This is a genomic window from Dysgonomonadaceae bacterium zrk40 (assembly GCA_016916535.1).
Lineage (GTDB): Bacteria > Bacteroidota > Bacteroidia > Bacteroidales > Dysgonomonadaceae > Proteiniphilum.
On the sequence record CP070276.1, the window covers coordinates 1,517,785 to 1,543,180 of the forward strand.

Genomic DNA, 25,396 nt, shown 5'->3' on the forward strand with positions numbered 1-25,396 from the left:
CTTTAATTCCTTTCCTGTTTCAGGTAAAAACACTATATTTGTATCGTTGTTTTAAGGTTCATCAAAACTGAGTTTAATTCAAACATACATAACAACCCAAAATTAATCAAGATGGCAAATTTAGATTTAAGCAAGTATGGCATTGTGGGAGATTTCGAAGTCCTTCACAATCCTTCCTACGAGACACTTTTCCAGGATGAAATGAATCCTGCCAACGAAGGCTTTGAAAAAGCCAAACTAACAAAAACAGGCGCTACAGCTGTATACACCGGAAAGTTTACCGGTCGTTCACCCAAAGACAAATTCATCGTTGAAGATGATGTAACAAGAGACACCCTCTGGTGGGACGGCACCATCAACCGTCCTTGCACCACAGATGCATTCAACTATTGCAAGGATCTTGTCACCAATCAGCTCAGCACAGCAAAGAAAATATATGTGGTGGACACCTTCTGTGGTACCAACGAAGATACCCGCATGAAAGTGCGTTTCGTAATGGAGGTAGCATGGCAGGCTCACTTTGTGACCAACATGTTCATCCGTCCCTCGCACTACGAACTGGCTAACTACGGTGAACCCGATTTCGTTAGTCTGAATGGATCGAAAGTTGTCAATGACAAGTGGCAGGAGCAAGGCCTCCACTCTGAGAACTTCACCCTGTTCAACCTGACAGACAAGATGCAGGTAATTGGTGGCACCTGGTATGGTGGTGAGATGAAGAAGGGTATCTTCGCCCTGATGAACTACTACCTGCCGCTGCGCGGTGTTGCTTCCATGCACTGCTCTGCCAACGTGGGCAAGGATGGCGACGTGGCCATCTTCTTTGGTCTCTCCGGTACCGGTAAGACCACCCTCTCTGCCGACCCGAAACGTTACCTGATTGGTGACGACGAGCATGGCTGGGACGACAACGGTGTCTTCAACTTCGAAGGTGGCTGCTACGCCAAGACCATCAACCTCACAGAGGAAAACGAACCTGATATCTGGAGAGCAATCCGTCGTGACGCCCTTCTCGAGAACGTGGCTGTGGATGATGAAGGTAACATTGACTTCACCGATATCTCCGCTACCGAGAACACACGTGTCTCCTATCCGATCCATCATATCAGCAAGATCGTGCTCCCTTCTCGTGCCGGTCACGCCAAGAAGATCATCTATCTTTCTGCCGATGCCTTCGGTGTGCTGCCTCCGGTTTCCATTCTGGACGACAACCAGGCTCAGTACCACTTCCTCTGCGGATTCACCTCCAAGCTGGCAGGTACCGAGAGAGGGGTAACCACACCACAGCCCTCCTTCTCACCCGCCTTTGGCGAAGCGTTTCTGACGCTGCACCCCACCATGTACGCACAGCGTCTGGTAGAGAAGATGAACCAGCATGGTGCCAAGGCTTACCTGGTGAACACCGGCTGGAACGGCACCGGCAAGCGTATCTCACTGAAGGATACCCGCGCCATCATCGATGCCATCATCACCGGCTCGATCGAAGAAGCTGAAACTTTCCACGTGCCCATCATGAACCTGACCGCTCCGGTGAAACTGGAAGGGGTATCTGACATCCTCGACCCGCGTAACACTTACGCCGACAAGAGCGAATGGGAAGCCAAAGCCAAGAAGCTGGCCGGTATGTACATCGAGAACTTCAAACAGTATTGCGACAATGATGCAGCCATCGCGCTGATCCCCTCGGGACCGCAGGTTGACTAAACGCAATCTTTTCGATATCCAATATGCAGAGAGGCTGTCCATCGGGACAGCCTCTCTCTTTTTTGTGCTATTGATCTCTCAAGCTTCCTGCAGGTAAGTTTACTCCAGAATCATCAGCTCCACCTTCCGGAAGTCAATGGGATGACTTTCGCTTTGAAGAGAGATAGTTCCCTTGTGCAGCATCTTGTCCCCATGATTGAGGTCGAACAACAGGGGATAAGTGGCATCCCGCTCGTCCAGCTGCGGCTGGTTGTATTGCAACACGGTATCGCCGTTCACCACATGATAAAGCACCTCATTGCCCCTCACCTCCAACTCTGCTGTCACCCACTCCTCTCCGAAGAAGAACTCCGATGTTGAACTGATGCAGTGATCCAAGATCAACTCGTCCCCCATCACGATGTTGGTGCCGGGGGTACAGACATTCATGTTGGTGCGTTCCACCAGTGAATCGCTGCCAAGCAACTGCACCTCCACCGAGGTGGGAAAATCCTGGTCGAGTGTCATCGTCTCCGGACGCTGACCATGTACCATGATGCCGGAGTTGCGGTAGGCCCACCCCTCGCCGCCGGGACATTGCTCACCCACGAAACGATATTCCACCCGCAACTTGTAGTGCGACAGCTCATCCTTGTAGAAAAGGTGACCGAACCGATTGTTAAAAGCATCATACTGATCATAGCGCACCTTGAGCAAACCATCCTCCACACGGAAGGTGTTGCCATAGTTGTCACCGGCCTCATAGCCGGTGATCTTGGGCGTCCAACCGGTCAGGTCCTCCCCGTTGAAGAGTGAGATCCACTCATTCTGCTCGCTTTTCTGCTGACATGAACCCAGCAACAGTAAAATCAGGAAAGGGGTCGTCCAAAAAAGAATCTTCTTCATCGTTTCAATATTTAAAGGTTATTTGTAGTTACGAGCGTTTAGGCAAAGATACAAAACAATTGCAATAAAAAAATCCCGCCTCTGGGTGAAGCGGGATTCAATCGTACGGTTCAGACAAGGGGATTAGCCTCTCAGCAACGCATTGTCAATTGCCTCCTTCGAAAGCTTCTTCGTGCAGAAGAACCAGTCGTAGCAGTGCATATCTTCCTCTTTGGTCTCCATCCGCTCTTTGGCTACACCACAGGATCCGGCAGTAGGTACGATCACCTCGTCACCCGGACGCCAGTCGGCAGGAGTGGCCACTCCAAACTCATCGGCTGTCTGAAGGCCGATCAGGACGCGCATCAGTTCGTCGAAGTTGCGTCCCAGCGAGAGCGGGTAATAGATGATGGTGCGGATGATGTTCTTCGGGTCTACGAAAAAGACCGCGCGCACCGCCTGGGTGGAGTTCTCGTTGGGCTGGATCATGCCATACTTCTTGGCCACCTCCATGGTGATGTCCTCGATGAGCGGGAAGGTTACCTCCACATCCTTCATCCCCTTGTATTCAATCTTCTCCTTGATGGTGCGCAGCCAGGCAATGTGGCTGTAGAGGCCATCAACCGAGAGGCCCACCAGCTGACAGTTGAGTGCTTCAAACTCAGGTTGCATGCTCGCAAAGGTCATGAACTCTGAGGTACATACCGGCGTGAAGTCGGCCGGGTGACTGAAAAGGATCTTCCATTTGCCTTCAAACCCTTCCGGGAAGTTGATGATACCCTGTGTTGTCTTGGCGGTGAAGGAGGGTGCCTTGTCACCGATTCTCGGCATTGCCGGATTGTTGTTTTCCTGATTTGTTTCCATAGTTCGTTTTTTTTGATGATTTTTGAAATGTTTATTAAAAGGTCTACACAGTCATTTTTTTCGGATGTCGCTCGGATCTGGTTCTAATCTCGTTCTAATCTCGTTCTAATCTCGTTCTAATATGGTTCTAATATGGTTCTAATATGGTTCTAATAGATTCGAACGAGATTAGAGTGATATACGACCAAATTAAAATGAAAAACCATCCCATATGAAGCCTTTTATAGGGATTAAAATTAAAAACTGATACCTCTCAGCCATCAATCAGTCACTTCTCCCTTGCATAGGGCCAGGCGGCGATACCACCCTCGAGCACCTTCACGTTGGTGTACCCATTGGCCTGCAGGATAAGTGCTGCTTCATAACCGCGAAGCGAGATCTTGCACCAGGTGATAATCTCAGTATCCTTCTGCTCAGGGAGCTCACCCAGGCGGTTACGCAGCTGTCCCAGCGGGATAAGCCGTTCACCGATACCAAGACGCATAACCTCGAATTCATTGGGGTTCCGCACATCGATCAGCAGCAAATTCTCTTTGGTCTTCAACCGTTCTTTCAGCTTGTCGGCAGTGATCCCGTGGAGGTAGCCGTCGAGCTTATTCTGCATGATGTGGGCGGTGGCGATGCTGTGGTCGATGGCCAGCGAGAAAGGAGGCGCATAGGGAAGATCAGCGTTCGCCATCTCATCGACAGTCAGCCTTCCCTTGATGGCCATGGCCCAGATAGCCACCTGTTTGCTCACATCGCCCGGGCCGATCACCTGGGCACCCAATATGCGGCGGCTCTCCTTGTCGGCAACCAGCTTCGTGATCAGCAGTTTGCCGTTCATGAATCCGGGTTTATCCAGGCTGGCATTGACAACTGTTTCGATGCCGGTAACCCCTACCTTGAGGGCGTGTTGTTCGGAGAGGCCCGTTGAGCCAACACCATAGTCGAACACCTTGCAGATACCGGTTTGGATGGTACCGGGAAATTGCACCCTGTTCCCCTTGATGATATTTTCACCAATCGCCCTACCCTGCAGGTTTGCCAGGTCACCGAACGGTGCATGTACCGGCTTCCCGGTGATCAGGTGGGAAATTTCAACACAGTCTCCAGCGGCGTAGATATCGGGATCGGAGGTCTGCATGTAGCCGTTAACTTTGATGCCTCCGGTTTCTCCGATTTCCAGTCCCGCTTCCCGCGCCAGCCTGGTATTAGGGGTGACGCCGATTGCTACCACTGCAAGGTCGCACGGTATCTCTGTTCCATCCTGCAGCTTCACCGCAGTCAGCTTGCCGTTCTGACCCAGGAACGAGGCCACACCATTGCGCAGGATCACATTGACCTTGGTCTGCACATAGGCTTCCACAAGACGGGCCATCTGCTTGTCGAGAAAGGTGAGCAGTTGTGGCAGCAACTCTACCAGGGTGATCTCGATACCTGCCAAGTGAAGAGCTTCCACTGTTTCAATGCCGATCAGACCGCCACCGATCACAACAGCTCTTTTAATCACACCCTCATCCCTGATCTTACGTAGGTAGTCGGCATCGGCTATTGACTGGAGAGTGGTGATGCCTTCCAGTTCCACACCCGGCACAGGAGGCTTGCGGGCAGTTGCACCGGTGGCAATGACAAGCTTATCGTAAGGTGCCATAGCTGTTTCACCGGTAGTGAGATCTGTATAGGTGATCTGTTTCTTCTCCCGGTCAATGCTGTTGACCTCTGTCAGCACCTTCGTGGTGATTTTCTTGGCATTCCAGAAGAAGCGAGAGTCGCGTACCACGCCTGCAGGAGAGCAGAGCAACTGGCTTCGATCGTCAAAGAAGCCACCCACGTAATAGGGATACCCACAGGAGGCCATTGAGAGGTCGGAGCCTTTCTGGTAGACGGTAATCTCTGCGTTCTCGTCCATGCGACGCGCTTTTGAGGCGGTCTTGGGGCCGGCAGCGGAGCCACCGATGACAATGATTCGTTTCTTTTCCATCGAAAAATTCAAGTTGTTAGAAAGTGGTTAAATATCGGGTTATTTCTGATCCGTTTGAATGGGAATCAATTCATCGCTGTCCGGGAAATCACAGTCGTTGCAATGGTGGTGGTTTTCGAGTCCACCAACCAACTTAAAACAGCGCCGGCAGCGGTACCACTCTTTATCGAACTGTACATTCCCCCCTTCAATGTTAATCATCTTACCCTCCACCATCGCCTTGGCAATGGTCTGTCGTGCCTTCTCATAGATGCGCGTGAGGGTGGGTCTGGAGACATTCATAACCACGGCAGCCTGCTCCTGGGTCATGCCTTTGTAGTCAAGCAGCCTGATGGCTTCATACTCTTCAAAAAGCAGTGTGACCGATCGGAGCATCTTCCGGGGAATGCCGAAGGGTTTAAAACCCTGCATCAACGGAGGATGTTCCATTTTCCTATTGTGTTTGGGACGGGGCATAAGCAGCAAATAAGTGGATGATCAGAATTTGATTTATTTTCAAAGATAATAAAATTATGAACGTATGATCAATTAGCCATGTAATTTATCTACAAATAATTTCATGCATCTTGTTTTTACAAGGAGTATGGGCGTGAAGGCCTTCATTGAAACAGCCGATGAGGATCTCACCGGCTGATGTCTGCTTGAAGTAGCACGGCAGGGAATCGAACCCTGATCTAAAGTTTAGGAAACTTCTATTCTATCCATTGAACTACCGCGCCATACGGAACTGCAAAAATAGCTTTTTTTTGATTCCTGACAAAAGAATTGCCACACTCCCTCTCACTTTCAACAAACAATTTCGCAAAAGAGATGTTTAACATCTGTAAGAATCACAACAAAATATCGCAACAGAATGAATAAAATAGCCATACTTTACGGCAGCTCGGGTGGAAACGCTGAATCGGTTGCCAGGCAGGTACAGGATCTCTTTGAAGGAGAGGCCGACCTCTACAACGTACGTGAGGTGACCCTGGATGAGATCAGGGATTATCCCTACTATATCATCGGGACCTCTACTACCGGCATCGGTGACCTGCAGGATGACTGGGAAGGTTTTCTTCCATCGTTTATCAGGCTGGATCTCTCCGGCAAGAAGGTCGCCATCTTCGCACTGGGCGACAGTGCCTCCTACTCTTCCAGCTTCGCCGAATCGATGAAGGTGGTTTACGATGAGATCGCCGATAGAACCACTATCGTGGGGCAGATGCCTGATGAAGGCTATACCTACGATGACTCGATGGCGGTAATCGACGGGATGTTCGTGGGGTTGCCCATTGACGAGGATAACGAGTATGACATGACAGGAGAACGGTTGGCCGCCTGGGTAGAAAAACTGAAAAACGAGTTTGTATAGCTCTTGCTCCTCATTCACATCGAAATGAAAAAAAGCATACTCTCTTTACCGAGAGTATGCTTTTTTTATATGATTCATATAGATGGAGTTTCCTTAAAGCTCCTTGATCTTGATATTCTGAAACCAGACCTCATCGCCATGGTCTTGTAACAGGAGCAATCCCTCTTCCGCATTTCCGAAGTTGGGCCAATCCTTGTACTTGCTGGTCTTTACAAGCTGGTTCCACTCCTCGTTGTTGCGTTCATATTCAACAATTTTCACCCCGTTAAGCCAGTGCTCCACATGGTTTCCCTCCACCACCACCATGGCAGTGTTGAAAAATCCGTTGCGGAAGGGCTTGTCAGCGGGAGCAGGAATTAGGTCGTAGAGTGATCCCAGTGTCCGGTTTCCATCCTTACCCATTTTTGCATCGGGGTGACGTCTGTCATCCAGTATCTGGTATTCACAACCGATGGCCGATCCTTGACCCTTGTTCAGATTGGTATCCACAAAATATTTAATGCCGCTGTTGGCTCCCTCGGTGATCCGGAAATCGACCTTCAGCATGAAATTCTTATAGGGTTTTGTGGTCACAATGTCACCTCCGTTGGTGGACTCTCCCCCATCGCTCTTGTGTACCTTGAGGATGCCCTCCTCCATGGACCATCCCTTTTCGGGGAAGCCATCCAGTTTGGCACCCCGCCAACCTTCGCTGCTGCTGCCATCCCAGAGGAGTTTCCACCCTTCGGCAGCCTCTTTTTCAGAGATGGTGTTGGCAATCTGGTTGATCTGTTTCACTTCGCTGTTTTCCGGCATTTTGTATTGCTCCAGCTCATCGGTAAGGATACGGATGTTGCGCCATGCCACCGTTTTCCCCTCCTGTTCGGCACTTCCTATGGAATGTACCTGCAATGCGATAAAGCCTGAAGCGGTGGTGTTGTCGAGCAGGTCGGTGCAAGGAACGTCGTTTACCCAGGTACGAATGGTGTTACCAATGGCCTCGACACGCGCCTTGTTCCACTCACCGTTTTTGAATGCTTTTTGCCCTTCGGGGTTGTAATTCAACGAGTAGAGCCATCCGCGGCGCGCTTCGTCGTAAACACCACCGGTCCAGGCTCGTTCTGAGGGATCGATCTCGAACTGATAACCGTGTACCCTTCCCTCGTGAAATTCCGGCAGACTGTTGCTGCGAAACTGCACACCTGAGTTGAGGCCATCGTCCACTTTGAATTCAAATTCGAGGATAAAATCGTCATACACTTCATTGGTTGCAAGGAAGGTATTGGGGGTGTTCAGTTGGGAAATGCCCACGATGGCACCATCCTCCACCTTGTATTCGGCGGTACCGTTTAACTTTTCCCATCCTTCCAGGTTCTCTCCGTTAAACAGATCCTGCCATTGCGGCCCCTGAGCACAGGAGGTGAGCAATGCGACAATTGTGATCAGCAGTAAACTTCTCTTTTTCATTGTTCCTTATCTTTAAGTTTAAAAAAACTCTGTTTCAATTTTTCAAGATTCAACGTCCCAGATCTTAGATCCGGTAGAAATCTTCCCATCCTTTCCTGGGAGGTTCACCCGTCAGGAAGGCATCGGCAAAGGCATCGTTGGTCACCCGCTTGGTTTCCCTGTCGAACACTATCTTTCGGTTGAGACGCTGTGCGGCAACCCCCATACTGAATACCTGGCTAAGCGGAGCCGCGATTTCAAACGGTGAACGGGTCTTCTCTTTGCCCTGGCAGGCCAGCAGGAAGTTCGCAAAGTGGTTTGAGGGGCTTTCCGGCACCTCCGGCAGATGTTTTTCCATCTCTTTTGCCTTCTCATCGGGGATGATGCTGAGGGTGCTGCCATGTGAGCCACCCTTGAAGGTCAGTTCCTTGCTATAGATCTCCTTGCCCGGGTTCAGCTTGGCAGGTTGTATCTTCCCTCCTGCAACGGAAGGAATGTTGGGATCAATCTCCGAAACACCATACCCATCCGGTACAGCGGGGATATTGTCCAGTCCGTCGTACCAGGTAATCACCAGCGGCGGCATCTCACCACGGGCGGGGAACTTGAACTCGATGGTACTCGACATAGGGAAGAAATAGTCGTTGTGACCACTCAATCGCAGCGGATTCACCTCTTCTGGCAACCCCAGGTCGAGGAACTGATGGGCGGTATCGATGATATGTGCTCCCCAGTCGCCCAGGGCTCCCATCCCGAAATCATACCAGCAGCGCCACTGACCGTAGTGAAAATCCTTGTTATAGGAGTGGTGATCACGAGACATCAGCCAGAGATCCCAATCCAGTGTTTCGGGAATTGCTTCGGCTGGTGGAAACTGTTTGATGTTGGGATCCCAGCCGTGCCAGCGACGCGGGTTGTTCATATGGGCAGTGATGGCGGTCACATCCTTGATGATGCCTGCCTCTTTCCACGCCTTGAACTGGAAGTAGTTGGCCTCGGAGTGTCCCTGGTTCCCCATCTGGGTTACCACGTTGGGATATTTCCTTGCAGCCTTGAGCAGCAGCTCCGACTCGTGAAAAGTACGGGTAAGCGGCTTCTCCACGTAGACATGTTTTCCCTCTGCCATCGACATCATCACGGCGGGAAAGTGGGCGAAATCGGGGGTGGCGATGGCCACTGCCTCAATCTCGTTACCCATCTTGTCGAACATCTCCCGGAAATCTTTAAATCTTTTCGCGTTGGGGAACTTTGCCAAAGCTTTCTGGGTATGCTCTGCACCGAGGTCCACGTCACAAAGGGCCACCACGTTTGCCAGACCGGTCCTGTCGAAATCGTTGATGATCTCCCATCCCCGGTTGCCGATGCCGATTTGTGCCAGGTTCACTTTCTTGTTGGCACCATGCACCCTGTTAAAACTGGCGGCACTGGTATGCGTGTGGACTCCACCCAATGCAAGTCCTGCTGAGGCCAATGCAGCCTTTCTTAGAAAATCTCTTCTTGTTGTCATGTAAATATGATTTGTTGTTACACAATGACATTTTACTCAAAACGATCTTTGTATGCCCATAAACCCAGGGCCGGACTGGAGATGTAATAGAACTCCTCACCATCGGGAAGGGTGTTGAACCCTTCGCTGAGCTGTGAAGGATCGTAGCGTTGCATCATGCGATCGATGTCATCCCATTGAAAACCTACACTTTCGATCTCCTCGCGGGTAAGGTTTTCAACTCCTTTCCCGGGACAGTAAGTGACCGAAAAGCGCCCCTCCGAGGAGCCGTGAATCAAGTGGGCAGCTGCTCCCAGGTTATCCCGCAGCTCGCCGTTCTCCTCCACCGCCTTCAGGGTGTGGGGGGTACCGAAATAGCCATATTTGCGGATCAATCGATCGATGGTCTTGTCCTCACCGAATTCCTTGAGTGCAGGAGCCAGGACAATCAGTTCGCCTCCGTCGGCAATAGCCATGCGGGTACGGTAAATCGACTTGTTTCCCAGCCAGGTGCTCTTGAACTCGGTGGGATCGAGCCAGACCACCACTTTATGAAGCGGTTTCTCAACCATTACGAAGTTCACCTCCAAAGAGAGCCTGGCAGCCCGGTCGAACACATCAAAGTCGTCACCCACAAAGAGTCCGTAGGTCTGCTGCTCACCATTCCCATTCACTCCCACCACCGTCAACACGTAGATGATGGGCAGATGGTTGGCAAAGTGGTCGGTGGCGTAATTAAAGACACGGCGTACCGGCGTATCTGCACGCCCCATCATCCGCTCCATCCCGTAGACAGCACCGATGTAATGGCTTTTGTTGATCCCTTCACTACCACCGGTACCTACGAAGATGTTCTTGTTGTAGTTGGCCATCCCCACCACTTCGTGGGGCACCACCTGTCCAATGGAAAGAATCAGGTCAAACTCACCTTCCACCAGCAATCGGTTTACCTGGGCCGGCCATGAGAAATTGACCTTCCCCTCCGAAACCTCATGAATATAGCTCTCAGGTACCACGCCCAGGGTTACCACATCGTTGCGCCAGTCATGCTCCCGAAAGAGTGTTTTAGGTGTCCGCCCGAACATATGGCTGATCTGCGGTTCTGTCATGGGGGTATGGGTACCCAGTGCCGGTAGGATATCGGTAAGCTTCTCCCCGTAATACTCCCAGGTCATCTCTGTTAGCTCGCCTGCCCTGCTGGGCAGACGGGTGTAATCGGGCGGAACGGCCAGTACTTTCTGCCGTTCGCCCAATTTATCCAATGCTTCATTGAGACCTTTCTTCAGATCATCGCGCGACAGCGCAGTGTCAGAAGAACCTTTCTCGTAATAAATCATCCTATTTTTGATTTAAGATATAAGATGTTGGATTTCACTAACAATCAACGAATTCTCCAATCCGCAAATCAGCAAATCACCACATCATCACTACACATCATAGGTGGTGGAGGCAGTGTCACCTCCGTGTCCTGTCCAGTTGGTATGGAAGAACTCACCTCTGTTTCTGTCCACCCGCTCATACTGGTGGGCGCCGAAATAGTCACGTTGTGCCTGTAGCAGGTTTGCCGGAAGGCGTTCGCTACGGAAACCATCGAAGTAACTGAGTGCCGAGGTGAGTGCCGGAACCGGTATGCCGTTCATCAGGGCGGTTGCACAAACCCTACGCCAGCTATCCTGAGCATCTTCCACCGCCTCTTTAAAGAAGGGATCGAGCAACAGGTTCTCCAACGATGGGTTCTTGTCGAAAGCCTTCTTGATATCACCCAGGAAGCGGGAACGGATGATGCATCCACCACGCCACATCAAGGCAATACCACCATAATTGAGGTTCCAGCCATGCTCCCTTGCCGCTTCCATCATCAGGTCATACCCCTGGGCGTAGGAGATGATTTTGGCTCCGTAGATTGCTTTTTCCAGGTCGTTGACAAACTGCTTCTTATCTCCCTCGAACGAGGCTTTTTTGCCGTTGAGCACTTTCGATGCCTTTACGCGCAAATCTTTTTGTGCAGAGAGACAGCGCGAGAAGACAGACTCACCGATAAGCGTGAGGGGTATGCCCAGATCGAGTGCCGAGACAGCGGTCCACTTGCCGGTACCCTTTTGTCCCGCGGTATCGAGAATTTTTTCCACCAAAGGAGATCCATCTTCGTCACGATAGGCCATGATATCGGTGGTGATTTCAATCAGATAGGAATCGAGGACGCCCTGGTTCCACTTCTTGAACACCTCGTGCTGCTCGAAAGCATCCATGCCCAATAAATCTTTCATCAAATGATACGCTTCGTTGATGATCTGCATGTCACCATACTCAATGCCATTGTGTACCATCTTCACGAAGTGGCCGGCACCGTTTTCACCCACCCAGTCGCAACAAGGCACACCACCGTCGACCTTGGCCGAGACTGCCTGGAAGATCTCCTTCACATGGGGCCATGCATCGGGGGAACCGCCCGGCATCATGGAGGGCCCTTTCAGGGCTCCCTCTTCACCGCCCGACACTCCGGTGCCCACATAGAGCAAGCCTTTGCTTTCCACATATTTCGTGCGACGGATGGTGTCGGGGAAGTGGCTATTGCCACCATCGATGATGATGTCTCCCGGCTCCAGCAGAGGGAGCAACAACTCGATGAAATCATCCACCGGCTTACCGGCTTTCACCAGCATCATCACCTTGCGAGGACGTTCAATGGATGCCACAAACTCTTCCAATGAGCGGGCACCGATGAAATTCTTCCCCTTCCCTCTACCGTCCAGGAATTGATCCACCTTTGCGACCGTTCTGTTGTAGACGGCTACGGTGTATCCTTTACTCTCCATGTTCAGGACCAGATTCTCTCCCATGACGGCGAGACCGATCAACCCAATATCTGCTTTTTCTTTCATTATTATCAGTTGTTTATTTGAAACTTATCTCTTCACACGGGCATTACCCTTCCAGATGCTCCAGATCACCTCCTCATCGGCCGGTTGTGCATAATCGGTAAGGAAGGTTGTGGCCAGTGCACCGCTGGCCCAGGCAAACTGGATCCACCTGGCAGGATCCATCTGGCGGAGGATGCTGTAAAGCAAGCCTCCCACAAAACCATCACCGCCACCGATACGGTCCATGACGTTGATCTTACGCAGGGGTGCTTCATGCCAGTTCCCGTTCTCATAAACAATGGCGCCCCAGAGATGTTCGTTGGCACTGATCACCTCCCGCAAAGTGTTGGCAAAGACAGAGACATTGGGGAAAGACTTCCCGGCGTTAAGGATCATCCCCTTGAATGCATCAAAGGTGTCACCGATATTTTCACCACCCGCTTTGGGACCTTCAATTCCGAGACAGAGCTGGAAATCCTCCTCGTTGCCGATCAGAATATCAGAGAGCGAGGCTATCTCAGAGAAAGCTACTCTCAACTCTTTTTCTCTTCCTTTCCAGAATGTTGCCCGATAGTTGAGATCGAATGAGATGAGAGTGCCATGCTTCTTGGCAAAACGGGCAATTTCCAGGCAGAAATGACTTGTATCGGGCGACAGGGCTGCGATTAGACCTGAGAGATGCACGATCTGCACACCCTCTTTCCCGAAGATGCGTTCCAGATCGAAGTCTTTCACGTTGAGTGTCCTGCCCACCTCTCCGGCACGGTCGTTCTGTACGCGGGGACCGCGCAATCCGAAGCCACTGTCTGCAATGTTGAACTGATGGCGGTAGCCCCAGGGATCCCCCTGCGGCACCTCGGGACCCTCATATTCCATGTGCCGTGCCCGCAGATCAGATTTGATGAAAGCAGCTATGGGGCTGTCTTTCACAAAGGTGGTGAGCACTTTTACGGGCAGACCGAGGTAGGAAGAGATGCTTGCCACGTTGGTTTCAGCACTGGTAGCCTGCATCTGGAACATATTCGAACTCGGCACCGGCTGTGCGTTCACCGGTGTGATGCGGACTCCCATGCTGGTAGGTACCAGCAATGCATATTTATAATCTTTTTTTAGTTCAAGTGACATATTGTTGATTTGTTGATTTGTTCAAGGATGAAAGCTTTTCAAATACTAAACGAATCGAAACCACCATCGACGATTGCAACCGTACCGGTGACAAATCGGGATGCATCGCTGACCAGGTAATGGAGCGTTCCGAGCAAATCCTCCGGATCACCGAAGCGGCGGAAAGGTGTGTGGGCAATGATTGTGTTGCCTCTGTCGGAGTAGGAACCGTCGGGGTTGGTAAGCAGTGCCCTGTTCTGTTCAGTGATGAAGAATCCCGGACAGAGTGCATTGACGCGAAAACTCTCACCGAACTTGATAGCGAGCTCGCCGGCAAGGTACTTGGTGAAGTTGGTCACGGCTGCCTTGGCGGCTCCATAACCGGCCACGCGAGTCAAGGGTCGCAGAGCAGAAGCCGAGGAGACATTGATGATGTTACCCTTTTTCTGCTCAACCATATACTCAGCAAATACCACGGAAGGGATCACGGTCCCCATCAGGTTCAGATCGACCACCTTGCGGAAGTCATCCATCTTCAGGTCGAAGATGTTGTTGTTGGGTCCGATGGTGGCTCCGGGCATGTTGCCCCCGGCACCGTTGATCAGCACATCGATCTTTCCGTATGCAGCCACGATATCACGTGCGTTCTGCTTCAACACGGCCTCGTCAGAGACATCTGTCTGCAGGAACATCGCCTCACCACCGGCAGCTTTCACTTTTGCTGTCAGTTGATCACCTTTCTCCTTGTTTCTGGCCAGTACAGCCACCTTGGCACCATGTGCCGCCAGGTACTCCACCATGGAAGTACCGAGCACGCCGGTACCTCCGGTGATGACGATCACCTTATCCTTTATGTTAAATAATTCGTACATTTTTACATCAGTTTAGTTTGGTCAAATTTACAACAGCAATTCACCGCAAGAAAGGGATTTTACGTAAATCTCACTTCAAATAACGCTAAATTGAATTACGCCGTATATTAAATGGTGAACAATCTTCTCAGGTGGCGCTCGTAGATGTTCTCTTCCACGCAGGAACCGACCACATCGGCATATTTCTCCAACATGGAGGTGTAGGTAGTCCCCATCTCAGCAGCCACCTTGTAAGCCACGTGGATCAACTGCCGGAAGTTTGCATTGTAGTCGGGGTGTCCCGGGATATGACGCAATGTGTTGGCGTACTTCTCACTGCTCCAGCCGTTCACCTCTTCTACCGAGGGCAGCTTTGAGCCGTCGATGTCAATCACATCGGCATAGGGACCACAAAGTTCTTCCTGACGGTTGTATGAGCTCTCGTAAATCTTCTTAGCCAGTTCAAGACCTTCACCTCCGGCGACAGCCAGTCCGATTACCTCTTCAAGCCAGGTGGTACCTGCTGTTTTCAGGTGCAATCCCTTGTCGTAGCGCAGAATGATATCAGCCATGATGGGGTAGATGGAGAACTTGTCGCTGCCCGAGTGGACACTGAGCTTCAGTTCCTGTGGCAATCCAAATTCGCGAACGGCATAGTCGATCACCAGCACATCTTCTTCGAACTCTTTCTCAAACTGTTCCAGGTCACCCACATAGTCGACACCCTTGTTGAAGCGGCCGGTGAATTTGGGAGCGATTGTCTGTGCAGGAACGCCCTTGTCGGCCAGCATCTTCAGGATAAAGAGCAATTCAACCGGTGTTTGAGGCGATTCGACTTCATCCATGGAGACCTCCGTGATGAAGTTACCTTCTCCCTTCTCTTTTTTCAAAAATGCGTAAATTTCCGAAGCATGTTGTGTAGCTGCCAAAAACTTGGAGGCGATTGACTCAAGCAGTTCTTTGGTTACCTGTAAAGGAGCTTCCATGCCGGGGATATTCAATTCTCCCATGTACGCGGCACAAGAGTCAACAAATGCATCCACATCTTCTTTGCTGCTTTCCTTACCAATGAAGGAGGCCACGTCGAGGGTGAAGAAATCAGAAACCTCCACATATTTGGCAACTGTTGTGAGGTTGATATGATCGGCGTCCACGAAGTAAAGCCCCTTGAATCCGAGTGCCTTTACTGCCTCATCGGCCTCCTTGCGGGTGTCGGCCGGAGCTGTACCTACGTAGATATGCTCACGGTTTGATTTATTCCAAACAGGGCTAATATCCAGTCCCTTTTCATTCGCTTTCATGATGGCTTTCAACTGTGCCTTGCCCTGGTAGGTGAAACGGTCACCCACACCGATACTGTATTTACCTAATTTCATCTTATCTAAATATTAAAAGTTAAAAAAATTGTTTGCGTTGTGGTAGGAGATGTTTTCTACCATCTCACCGAGAAAGGCCATTTCAGAGGCAGGGAGCAATCCTTTTTCCAAATCATCACCAATCAGGTTGCAGAGAATCCTGCGGAAATACTCGTGTCGCGGATAGGAGAGGAAGCTGCGCGAGTCGGTAAGCATCCCCACAAAACGACTCAACAGCCCCAGGTTGGAGAGTGAGTTCATTTGAGCTTCCATGCCTGTCTTTTGATCAAGGAACCACCAACCCGATCCAAACTGTATCTTTCCGGCAACGGAGCCATCCTGGAAATTACCGATCATGGTCGCTATCATATCATTGTCACGCGGATTGAGATTGTAAATAATGGTCTTTGCCAGTTTGTTGTCTGTGTCGAGCTTGTCGAAGAAGCGGCTCATGGCCTTGGCTACGGTGAAGTCACCTATTGAGTCAAAGCCTGTATCGGGGCCCAGCTTGTTAAAGAGGCGTGTGTTGTTGTTACGGATAGCACCGTAGTGGAACTGTTGGGTCCATCCTTTCTCCCAGTCCATAAGGGCACCTTCGTGCAACATGGCCGATTTAAATTTTCTGATCTCCTCTCCTGTCAGCTCATTTCCGCCATATACCTTGTCAAAGATCGCTTCGATCTCTTTTCCTGTATATTCTTCGGCATAAAACTCTTCAATCCCGTGATCGGAAAGCTTGCAACCCACCGAAGCAAAGAAGTCGTGCCGGTTACGCAGTGCTTCAATCAGATCGCTGAATTTGCTGATGGTGACACCGGACACTTCTGATAATTTCTCAAGATAGGCCCGGTAATCCTTGACGTTCTCCACCGCCATTGCCTTGTCGGGACGCCAGGTGGGCAATACCTTGATGGCAAACCCCTCCTCTTTTAAAGAGAGATGATGCTCCAGCGAGTCTACAGGATCATCGGTGGTGCACACCACCTTCACGTTGAACATCTTCATCAGACCCCTGGCAGAGTATTCAGGAGTTCTCAGCTGTTCCGTACAACGATCATAGATCTCCCGGGCGGTAGTGGGGTTCAATAGTTTCTCCACGCCAAATGCGGACTTCAGCTCGAGGTGTGTCCAATGATACAATGGGTTTCGCATGGTGTAAGGCACCGTTTCCGCCCACTTCTCAAATTTCTCCCAGTCGCTGGTATTCTTTCCGGTACAGTATTTTTCATCCACACCGTTGGTACGCATGGCACGCCACTTGTAATGATCGCCTTCGAGCCAGATCTGACCAAGGTTGTCGAACCGGTGATCTTCTGCGATATAGGCAGGGTTCAAATGACAATGGTAGTCAATGATGGGCTGTTTTGCCGCGTGCTCATGATAGAGCTGACGTGCAGCATCACTTTGCAATAAAAAATCTTCGTGAATAAATGGTTTCATATCATCTGCTTTTTGTGAATTTAATTTCCGTATCAGAAACAGGGAGTATTTGGTCAAATCTCTTTGCGATTGGAAGGAATCTCTGAATCTCAAAGATAACAATTTCTAATTTAACTTTTTCACCCCAATTCATTTTCTTGAGTTGCCGATACCGGAATAACGTTCATCTTCCTGTATTCTGTTGGCGTCATCCGGTATTTATTCTTGAAACATCTGGAAAAGTACTTGGCATCGTTCATACCCACCATGTAAGAGATCTCCTTGATGGTTAAATCTTCCTGTATCAGCAACACGGCAGCATGTTGCATCAACACATCCCGCACATACTCCACCGGTGCCAGACCGGTGAGCCCTTTCACCTTCTTGAAAAAAACGGAGCGGCTCATACCCATCTCCATTGCCAGGTCTTCAATCACATAATCATTATTACCCAGGCGCTCTTCAATGAACCTGTTGATTGATTGAATAAACGTCAGATCCTTGTCGTTGACAGCTGTTTCGTTTTTGCTGATCTCTTCCGATATCGTTCCGGGTGAGCGGTAGACCCTGTTGCGGTAAAAATTCTGCAATTCATTTCTCCTTTGCAACAGACTTTTCACTCTCGCCTTGAAGAATGTAACGCTGAAGGGTTTGGAAATGTACTCATCAGCCCCCTGCTCAAATCCCTCCAGCTTACTCTCTAATGTTGTTTTGGCCGTGAGTAGCAAAAAAAGAATGTGACTGGTCTGGACGTTCTTACGAATATTCTCCAACAATTGCATGCCATCTGCTTCAGGCATCATGATATCACTGACAATGAAATCGGGCATCAGCTCCTGTGCTTTCTCAAATCCCTCCAAGCCATTCGATGCTTCATGCACTTCGTAATCCTCTTCCAGGATGGAACGAATAAACTGACGCAGATCCTCATCATCTTCCACAACCAACACCAGGGGATGTTCATTCATACGGGTGTACACCTCACAGTGAGCCGTTGTACTATTTTGTGCCTCCTCAATCTCTGTTTCTCTCCCACTGAACGTAGTTTCATCGATGGTAACCTCAGGCCCGAAATGTGCAATCCCCTTTTTGAAGAAGAGGGTAAAGCAGCTGCCCTGGTTCACTTCGCTCTCCACTACGATGCGTGCCATATGTTTGTCGGCCAGCTCCTTCACGATGGAGAGGCCTATGCCGGTACTGGGTTTGCTCTTGTCTTCGTTGAACGATTCAAAACGCCTGAACAACCGTGCCTGCTTCTCCTTTGAGATGCCTGACCCGGTATCCCTGATCTCAACAGACAACTCGTTGTCTTGGTTGTAGAGGGTGAGGGTGATTGAACGGCCCGCCGGGGTGTACTTGAACGCATTTGAAAGTAGGTTCAGGATGATCTTCTCCAAAGCTTCACCATCGGCCCAGATAATTGCATCGCCGGCACGGTTCACGAACCGGTAGTCAATCTTTCTGATCTCCGCATTTTTGACATACCCCTCGAAAAGATTCTCAATAAACGGGGCAATCTCAATCCTGTGCACGGTAAGTGGCAACTGTGACATCTTCTGGAAATCGAGGATCTGGTTGACCATGTCCAGCAACCGGTTGGTGTTCTTGGAGACCAACTTGAGCTGATTCTTCACAAGCGAAGGAGTACTGCTGCTGGAGAGGAGATTCTCTATTGGCGAAACAATCATGGTGAGCGGAGTCCGGATCTCGTGAGAGATATTGGTGAAGAATCGTGTCTTGATCTCTGATTCCCGTTTCTCCAGGATGATCTTGTTACGCATCCTGTAAAAGGTATAGAGTATCTTAAAGGTAATATACAGTATCAACAACAGCAATAACACGTAGATTAAATAAGCCCATCCGGTTGCCCAGAAAGGAGGCATCACTTCGATGGCCAGGAGTCGCTCATTCTCTGCCCACACACCGTCGCTGTTAGTCGACTTAACACGGAACAGATACTTTCCAGGGGAGAGATTGGTATAGTTGGCTATTCTCTGATTGCCGGAAAAATTCCACTCCTTGTCGAACCCATCCAACTTATAGGCGTAAAAGATATTCTCAGGATCGATGTAATCGAGTGCTGCAAACTCAATACTGAAAAAATTCTGGTTGTGCTTCAGATGCAACCTGTCAGTCAGATGAATGTCACGTTTCAGCGGACCATCAGGCGTGATGGGTACGGAACGGTTGAATAGCCTGAACTGCACCAATGCCAGGTAGGGATTAAAAGTGTTGTTCCTCACCTGATCGGGATCAAAAAGAATCATTCCGTGTGAGTACCCGAATAGCATTCTCCCGTCACGCAGCCGGCACCTGGAGTCTTCAGAGAAATTGTTTCGTTTCAACAGCCGTTTCATCTCACTGAAGTTCTCAAATGTCTCATCGCTACGGTTGAATTTGGTCAGCCCACCTTCGCTGCCAACCCAGATGTTACCGAGCCGGTCCTCCTGTAAAGAAAGAATGATGTTGGAGGGGAGTCCATGGTTGCTATCGTATGTCTCGAATAGAATCGGGAATCCCATACTATCGGTTTCCGACACCCGGCTGATCCCCCCCCCGAAGCTACCGATGAAAGTCTCTCCATCCTCAGTGGTACAAATGTCGATGATATCATTGGCACCCACAGTGCCGGGATCATCGCTGTTGTGAACGTAGGTCTTGTAAGAGATCGCATCGGCGCTTCTGAAATCGGGGTCAAACATAATCAAGCCTAAAGTTGTTCCCACACAAATATTCCCGTAGCGGTCCTCGTTGATGATTCGCACCTGATCACCCAGGCTGAAGGGATAGCCATTTAGTCCGTTTCCATGGTGTAGCACCCTCTCACCGCCGGTACCGTGGAGTATCAGGTTGATTCCACCTCCAAATGTCCCAACCCAGATATTCCCATTCTTGTCTTCATAGATGGAGTAAACGTGGTTGTCACTCAGCGAGTGGATATCTCCCGGGGTATGTTGTATCCGGTGGATCGCATAGGTCTCACCACCCTCATCCGGTGTCAGCCGGTAAATACCTTCTCCCTTGGTGCCGATCCATATGTTTTGTTGGGAATCTTCTGTGATGCAATAGGCGATGCCTCTCAGCGGATTGCCCTTGCCGATTGTACCCTTCTCGGTGAGAATACCCTTTTCCTTTAGTGAAGCATCGTAGAGATGGATCATCCCATCTTTGGTGGCAGCCCATATGGTGCCTTGTGAATCCTCGAAGATGGGACGAACATCATTGCTGATGGTAGAATGGATATTGTCGTTCAGTAATATAGACCGAAACTGACTGTCATCAAAGAAGATCACCTTTTCCAGTCCGTGTGACCGGGTACACATCCAGAGGTTTCCTTGCCTGTCGGAGTAGGCTGAGTGCATCATGTTGGAAAACAACCAGGAAGGAGAGAACGGTTCGTTGTAGAAGGGGATCAGATGGTCAGTCTCCGGGTCATAAAGTGAGAATCCCCCCCCCCGGGGATGAATCCAAAGACGATCCTCAATGTCTTCAAAGATAAAAAAGTTGGGGGGAAATACACTCGTTTCAGTACTCTCAATGAATGGCTCGTAATTACGATATTGACGAGAATAAGGAATGAACCTTGCGACCCCGAGGTGATCTGTTTCGAACCACAGATTCCTGTTTTTGTCCAGGTAATAGGAAAAGATCTGAGCAGAAGTCATTTCAGGGAGAGTTTGCCGGTTATAAATCTCCACGCTGCCATCGTGAGTGTTGTATATAACGAAACCGCTATGAGATGAGATCACTGCAATCTTATCTGTTGAGATTTCATCGATGGCAATCACATCGGTGGTCAAACCTGTGTGCAATGGATGAAAGCTCCCTTTCTTCTTGTCGTAACGCCAGATGACACCTTTATCAGCACCAAACCAAATCTCCTCGTTCAGTTCTAAGACGCAGAAAAAGGAAAACTCATCGGAAAAAGGTGTATTGGTCGCCGGATGGAAGTAAAAAATGGGCACACTGCTTCCGGCCTCAAGGAAAGTAAGACCTCTGCCGGTAAGGAACCAGCAATTCCCCTCACTGTCTTCATGCACCCCGTTCACCCGGTTGTCGGTAAGATTGTGATTGCGCGTATGATACTGATTGGCATGAAACAGTGAGTCCGTGACAACGATGCATCCATCTTCTTCAGACAGAAGCCAGACATTCCCATTTGATGAAGAAATGATACCGGATGCAGCAAAGGGATGACCCTCGAGACCCGAAATAGCTCCTGTACCGGTAAAGGTCTCCGTGCGGACATCAAAACGATAAGCATGGTTGTCGTATGTCAGGGTCCAGATGTTACGGTAACGATCCTCAAAGAGGTGATCAATCCTACTGCTCTGTGATGCAATATCAGTGCTACCGGGCAGGTGGTAGGTTTTGAAGGTATAACCATCGAACCTGCTCAGGCCATCCCAGGTGCTGAACCACATGAATCCGCTCCGATCTTGCAGGATATCGGTGATGGTGTGTTGCGGGAGTCCATCCTCTGGACCGTAATGAACAAAGTAAGCCTCCGGTTGTGCCTTGAGGGGAACAACAACCACGAGAATAAAAAACAGCAGAATTTTTATGTTCATTACACTTATATTTTGCTTCCTACAAATATACATTTATTTGCTCTTTCCCTTCAGCATTTTCGATCTTATAACAATATATCACCCCTTAAAAACCAATTTATCACCTCCAGTTCCATTCGAATACATTATCATTGTATGTAGAAAATGCCAAATCGCTGGATAAGAACTATTATGTCAGCGATAAAAGCAAAAACAAATGAATGTTAACGATTTAATCAGTAAGCAACACTTAAATTGAAACTCGATACGCATGAAAAAAAATGTACCTTAAAAAAGAGAGAGATGGATGAGCCTCCATCTTATATGATGAACAGTTATTTACTCACTTATTTTTAATAAACATGACAAATATGAATGAAACAGGAATGAAAAGAAAAGTAACCATCGGTTTACTACTCCTACTTCTCTTTTCAATGGGTATTTCAGCCCAGGAGAGAACGATTCGTGGGGTTGTGAAAGACTCCAACGGTGAACCAATTATTGGAGCCAATGTGATGGTGAAAGGTACGAGCATCGGTGCTGCCACCGATCTGGAGGGGAACTACACAATCTCCGTTCCCACATCAGCAACTACACTCTACGTAACCTACATCGGCATGAAGGAAGCAGAAGCACCCATCACCGGTAACGTAGTCAATTTCACCCTCGAAGAAGATGTTTCCAGTCTTGACGAGGTAGTGGTAATCGGTTATGGAACGATGCGAAAACGAGACCTTACCGGATCTGTGTCCTCGGTGAATGCCGAGACACTGGCTGCAGTACCGGTAGCCTCCGCCGTAGAGGCTATAACCGGTAAGATGGCCGGGGTGCAGGTACTCACCACAGAGGGTTCACCCGATGCCGAGATGCGCATTCGTGTTCGTGGTGGAGGCTCCATCACGCAGAGTAACGATCCTCTCTTCATTGTAGATGGTTTCCCCGTAAGTACCATCTCTGACATTCCGCCTACCGACATCGAATCGATTGATGTACTGAAAGATGCTTCCTCGACCGCCATTTACGGATCACGCGGTGCCAACGGGGTTGTGATCGTAACAACTAAGTCGGGACAAGCTGGCAAGCTTCGGCTAAGCTACAATGCATATTTCGGTGTGAAGCAGATCGCGAAAACAATGGAAGTGCTCTCCCCCTATGATTATGCTTCCTGGCAATATGAACTGGCAGCCCTCAAAGGCAACGATGCCATCGAGAACTACAACTCCTTCTTCGGCAACTACCAGGACATCGATCTCTACCGCAATATACCTCACAACGATTGGCAGGATCTCACTTTCGGACGTCCCGGCAGCTCCATGAACCACAGCCTGAGCCTCAACGGCGGAAGTGACAAGATGACCTACGCGTTCAACTTCTCACATCTCTCCGACAAGGCGATCATGGAAGATTCCGACTATCGGCGCAACAGCATGAGCCTGAAGCTAAACAACAAGGCTACAGACCGTATCGCACTCGATTTCTCGGTACGTTACACCGACACCAAAATCAACGGGGGCGGTGCCAATGATGCCAACAGTACGCTCGATACCGACAAGCGGTTAAAATACTCAGTGATCTACACCCCCATACCGCTGAAGAACCTCGATGCTTCTGCCGGTAGTGCCGACGACGACCTGGGGAATCTGTACAACCCACTGGTATCCATCAGCGACAACGCTCGTGAGAAGACTCAGAAACGTCTCAACATGGCAGGAAGTGCCACCTGGGAGATGGTAGACAACCTGAAGCTTCGCTCGGAGGTGGGAATGGACCACCAGGACGACGGAGACCAACGCTACTGGGGTCTCACTACATATTACATCAAGAACTACCCCTCGGTCGACAACCAGGGTAAGCCCGCCATCCGTCTGGTTAACCGGGAACGGCAGGCATTGCGAAACACCAACACCATCAATTACGATTTCAAGAATCATCTTGGAGAGGACCACAGCCTGAACATGATGGCAGGTCACGAGTACATCATACGCAAAGGAATCACGCTTACCGACGAGGTTCACGGCTTCCCCGCAACCTTTACTGCCAAGGATGCCTGGCGTCTCTCCTCGCAGGGGGTACCCTACACCATCGACAACTACTACAACGAGGATGACAAGCTACTTTCCTATTTCGGTCGTATAAATTACGATTACATGAGCAAGTACCTGGTGAGCGCCACCTTCCGTGCCGATGCCTCCTCCAAGTTCAGCAAAGAAAACAGATGGGGTTATTTCCCCTCAGCTGCCGCTGCCTGGCGCATCTCCTCCGAACCATTCATGGAGGGAACCAAGGGATGGCTTGAGGACCTGAAACTGCGCGCCAGCTTCGGTACCGCCGGTAACAATAACATCCCTTCCGGACAGCTGGTTCAGATGTTTGAATCGAAGGCCACCTCTTGGATCAACGGCTTCTCAAGTTATTGGGCACCTTCAAAGGTGATGGCCAATCCAGACCTGAAATGGGAGACCACCATCACCCGTAACTTAGGACTCGATTTCACTCTGTTGGGAGGACGTTTGAGTGGTACGGTAGAAGCTTATCGCAATACCACCAGCGACCTGCTGATTGAGTTCCCCGTTGCGGGTACCGGTTACGACACACAGTACCGCAACATGGGTGAGAACCAAAACCAGGGGATTGAAGCAACACTCAACTGGTACGCCGTAAACAGGAAGAACTTCACACTCAGCTTCAGTGGCAACATTGGTTTCAACAAAACTGAAATCCAGAGCCTGGGCATCATGAACGACTTTGGATATGAGACCTATTGGGCTTCCTCAGAGATTGGCTATGACTACTGGATTGCCAAGGGAGGTGCCGTGGGCCAGATGTTCGGATATCATTCCGACGGTCGATATGAGGTGGATGACTTCACCGATTATAACGAAACGACAAACCGTTGGAACCTCAAGGAAGGGGTTGCAGACGCCTCCGGCGTGGTGGGTACCATACGACCGGGATCGATGAAACTGAAAGATCTCGACGGTGACGACATCATCAGCGTAGAAGACCGTGAGATCATCGGCGACGCAAACCCAGTACACACCGGCGGATTCACTCTCAACTCCACTTTTTACGGCTTTGACCTCGCTGCTGCCTTTAACTGGAGCTACGGCAATGACATCTACAATGCCAACAAGATTGAGTTCTCCCACACAGGGAAATATCAATACCGAAACATGATCACCACCATGGAGCCGGGCAAGCGTTGGACCAACCTGCGCGAAGATGGCACCATCAGCAATGATCCCGCAGAACTGGCGACCATGAATGCCAACACCACGATGTGGTCGCCCTACACCTCTCGTATGATCTTCAGCGACTGGGCGGTTGAAGACGGCAGTTTCCTCCGGCTCAATACACTCACATTGGGTTATACCCTCCCGAAACACCTGTTAGCCAAGGCGAAGATCGAGAACCTTCGATTCTACGTGACCGGCTACAACGTGGCACTCTGGACCAACTACAGTGGTTATGATCCCGAAGTATCCACAATCAGAAGGACCAACCTCTCACCGGGTGTCGACTACTCAGCCTATCCGAGAAGCCGTCAACTTGTATTTGGTGTGAACCTTAATTTTTAACCCTCAAAGATTAACTGT

At 50.0% G+C, this 25,396-nt stretch carries 16 protein-coding genes and 1 tRNA gene; 3 read left to right on the forward strand and 14 right to left on the reverse strand.

Features of this window, described 5'->3' with window-relative positions:
• Positions 1-111: 111 nt before the first annotated feature.
• Entirely contained in the window at positions 112-1,704 is a 1,593-nt protein-coding gene (pckA, locus tag JS578_06425; protein ID QRX64860.1) for a phosphoenolpyruvate carboxykinase (ATP), read from the forward strand.
• Between the two features lie 99 nt (positions 1,705-1,803).
• Here pckA and JS578_06430 read toward each other — a convergent pair whose 3' ends face one another.
• From JS578_06430 to JS578_06450, 5 genes are all read right to left on the reverse strand, one after another.
• Positions 1,804-2,589 (reverse strand): DUF1080 domain-containing protein, encoded by a 786-nt coding sequence (locus JS578_06430; protein ID QRX64861.1) that lies wholly within the window; start codon positions 2,587-2,589, stop codon positions 1,804-1,806.
• 123 nt (positions 2,590-2,712) lie between these two features.
• Positions 2,713-3,432: a peroxiredoxin gene (locus tag JS578_06435; protein QRX64862.1), complete on the reverse strand. Its 720-nt coding sequence runs from the start codon at positions 3,430-3,432 to the stop codon at positions 2,713-2,715.
• 268 nt (positions 3,433-3,700) lie between these two features.
• Positions 3,701-5,395, reverse strand: a complete 1,695-nt coding sequence (locus JS578_06440; GenBank protein ID QRX64863.1) for an FAD-dependent oxidoreductase — start codon at positions 5,393-5,395, stop codon at positions 3,701-3,703.
• Between the two features lie 39 nt (positions 5,396-5,434).
• Entirely contained in the window at positions 5,435-5,824 is a 390-nt protein-coding gene (locus JS578_06445) for a DUF134 domain-containing protein (GenBank protein QRX64864.1), read from the reverse strand.
• Positions 5,825-6,042: 218 nt separating this feature from the next.
• A tRNA-Arg gene (locus JS578_06450) sits at positions 6,043-6,114 on the reverse strand.
• Positions 6,115-6,248: 134 nt separating this feature from the next.
• Between JS578_06450 and JS578_06455 the strand changes: the two genes are divergently transcribed.
• Entirely contained in the window at positions 6,249-6,749 is a 501-nt protein-coding gene (locus JS578_06455; protein ID QRX64865.1) for a flavodoxin, read from the forward strand.
• Positions 6,750-6,842: 93 nt separating this feature from the next.
• Here the strand turns inward: JS578_06455 and JS578_06460 are convergent, their stop codons facing one another.
• The 9 genes from JS578_06460 to JS578_06500 form a co-directional block, all read right to left on the reverse strand.
• Positions 6,843-8,195 (reverse strand): DUF1080 domain-containing protein, encoded by a 1,353-nt coding sequence (locus tag JS578_06460; protein ID QRX64866.1) that lies wholly within the window; start codon positions 8,193-8,195, stop codon positions 6,843-6,845.
• Positions 8,196-8,259: 64 nt separating this feature from the next.
• Positions 8,260-9,681, reverse strand: a complete 1,422-nt coding sequence (locus JS578_06465; protein QRX64867.1) for a Gfo/Idh/MocA family oxidoreductase — start codon at positions 9,679-9,681, stop codon at positions 8,260-8,262.
• A gap of 32 nt (positions 9,682-9,713) precedes the next feature.
• Positions 9,714-10,997 carry a DUF2088 domain-containing protein gene (locus tag JS578_06470; protein QRX64868.1) on the reverse strand — a complete coding sequence of 428 codons (1,284 nt, stop codon included), beginning with the start codon at positions 10,995-10,997 and terminating at the stop codon, positions 9,714-9,716.
• A gap of 90 nt (positions 10,998-11,087) precedes the next feature.
• Positions 11,088-12,542, reverse strand: a complete 1,455-nt coding sequence (gnd, locus tag JS578_06475) for a decarboxylating NADP(+)-dependent phosphogluconate dehydrogenase (protein QRX62562.1) — start codon at positions 12,540-12,542, stop codon at positions 11,088-11,090.
• Positions 12,543-12,566: 24 nt separating this feature from the next.
• Positions 12,567-13,646, reverse strand: coding sequence for a sugar kinase (locus JS578_06480; protein QRX62563.1), 1,080 nt, complete (start codon positions 13,644-13,646; stop codon positions 12,567-12,569).
• Between the two features lie 38 nt (positions 13,647-13,684).
• The gene (locus tag JS578_06485; protein QRX62564.1) at positions 13,685-14,497 is read right to left on the reverse strand and encodes an SDR family oxidoreductase; all 813 of its coding nucleotides are present in this window, start codon (positions 14,495-14,497) and stop codon (positions 13,685-13,687) included.
• Positions 14,498-14,604: 107 nt separating this feature from the next.
• Positions 14,605-15,852 (reverse strand): hypothetical protein, encoded by a 1,248-nt coding sequence (locus tag JS578_06490; GenBank protein ID QRX62565.1) that lies wholly within the window; start codon positions 15,850-15,852, stop codon positions 14,605-14,607.
• Between the two features lie 12 nt (positions 15,853-15,864).
• Positions 15,865-17,271: a glucuronate isomerase gene (gene uxaC, locus JS578_06495; GenBank protein QRX62566.1), complete on the reverse strand. Its 1,407-nt coding sequence runs from the start codon at positions 17,269-17,271 to the stop codon at positions 15,865-15,867.
• A gap of 119 nt (positions 17,272-17,390) precedes the next feature.
• Positions 17,391-21,821 (reverse strand): response regulator, encoded by a 4,431-nt coding sequence (locus tag JS578_06500; protein ID QRX62567.1) that lies wholly within the window; start codon positions 21,819-21,821, stop codon positions 17,391-17,393.
• Positions 21,822-22,171: 350 nt separating this feature from the next.
• On the opposite strand from JS578_06500, the gene JS578_06505 reads away from it, so the two are divergent.
• Positions 22,172-25,378, forward strand: coding sequence for a TonB-dependent receptor (locus tag JS578_06505; GenBank protein ID QRX62568.1), 3,207 nt, complete (start codon positions 22,172-22,174; stop codon positions 25,376-25,378).
• Positions 25,379-25,396 lie beyond the last annotated feature (18 nt).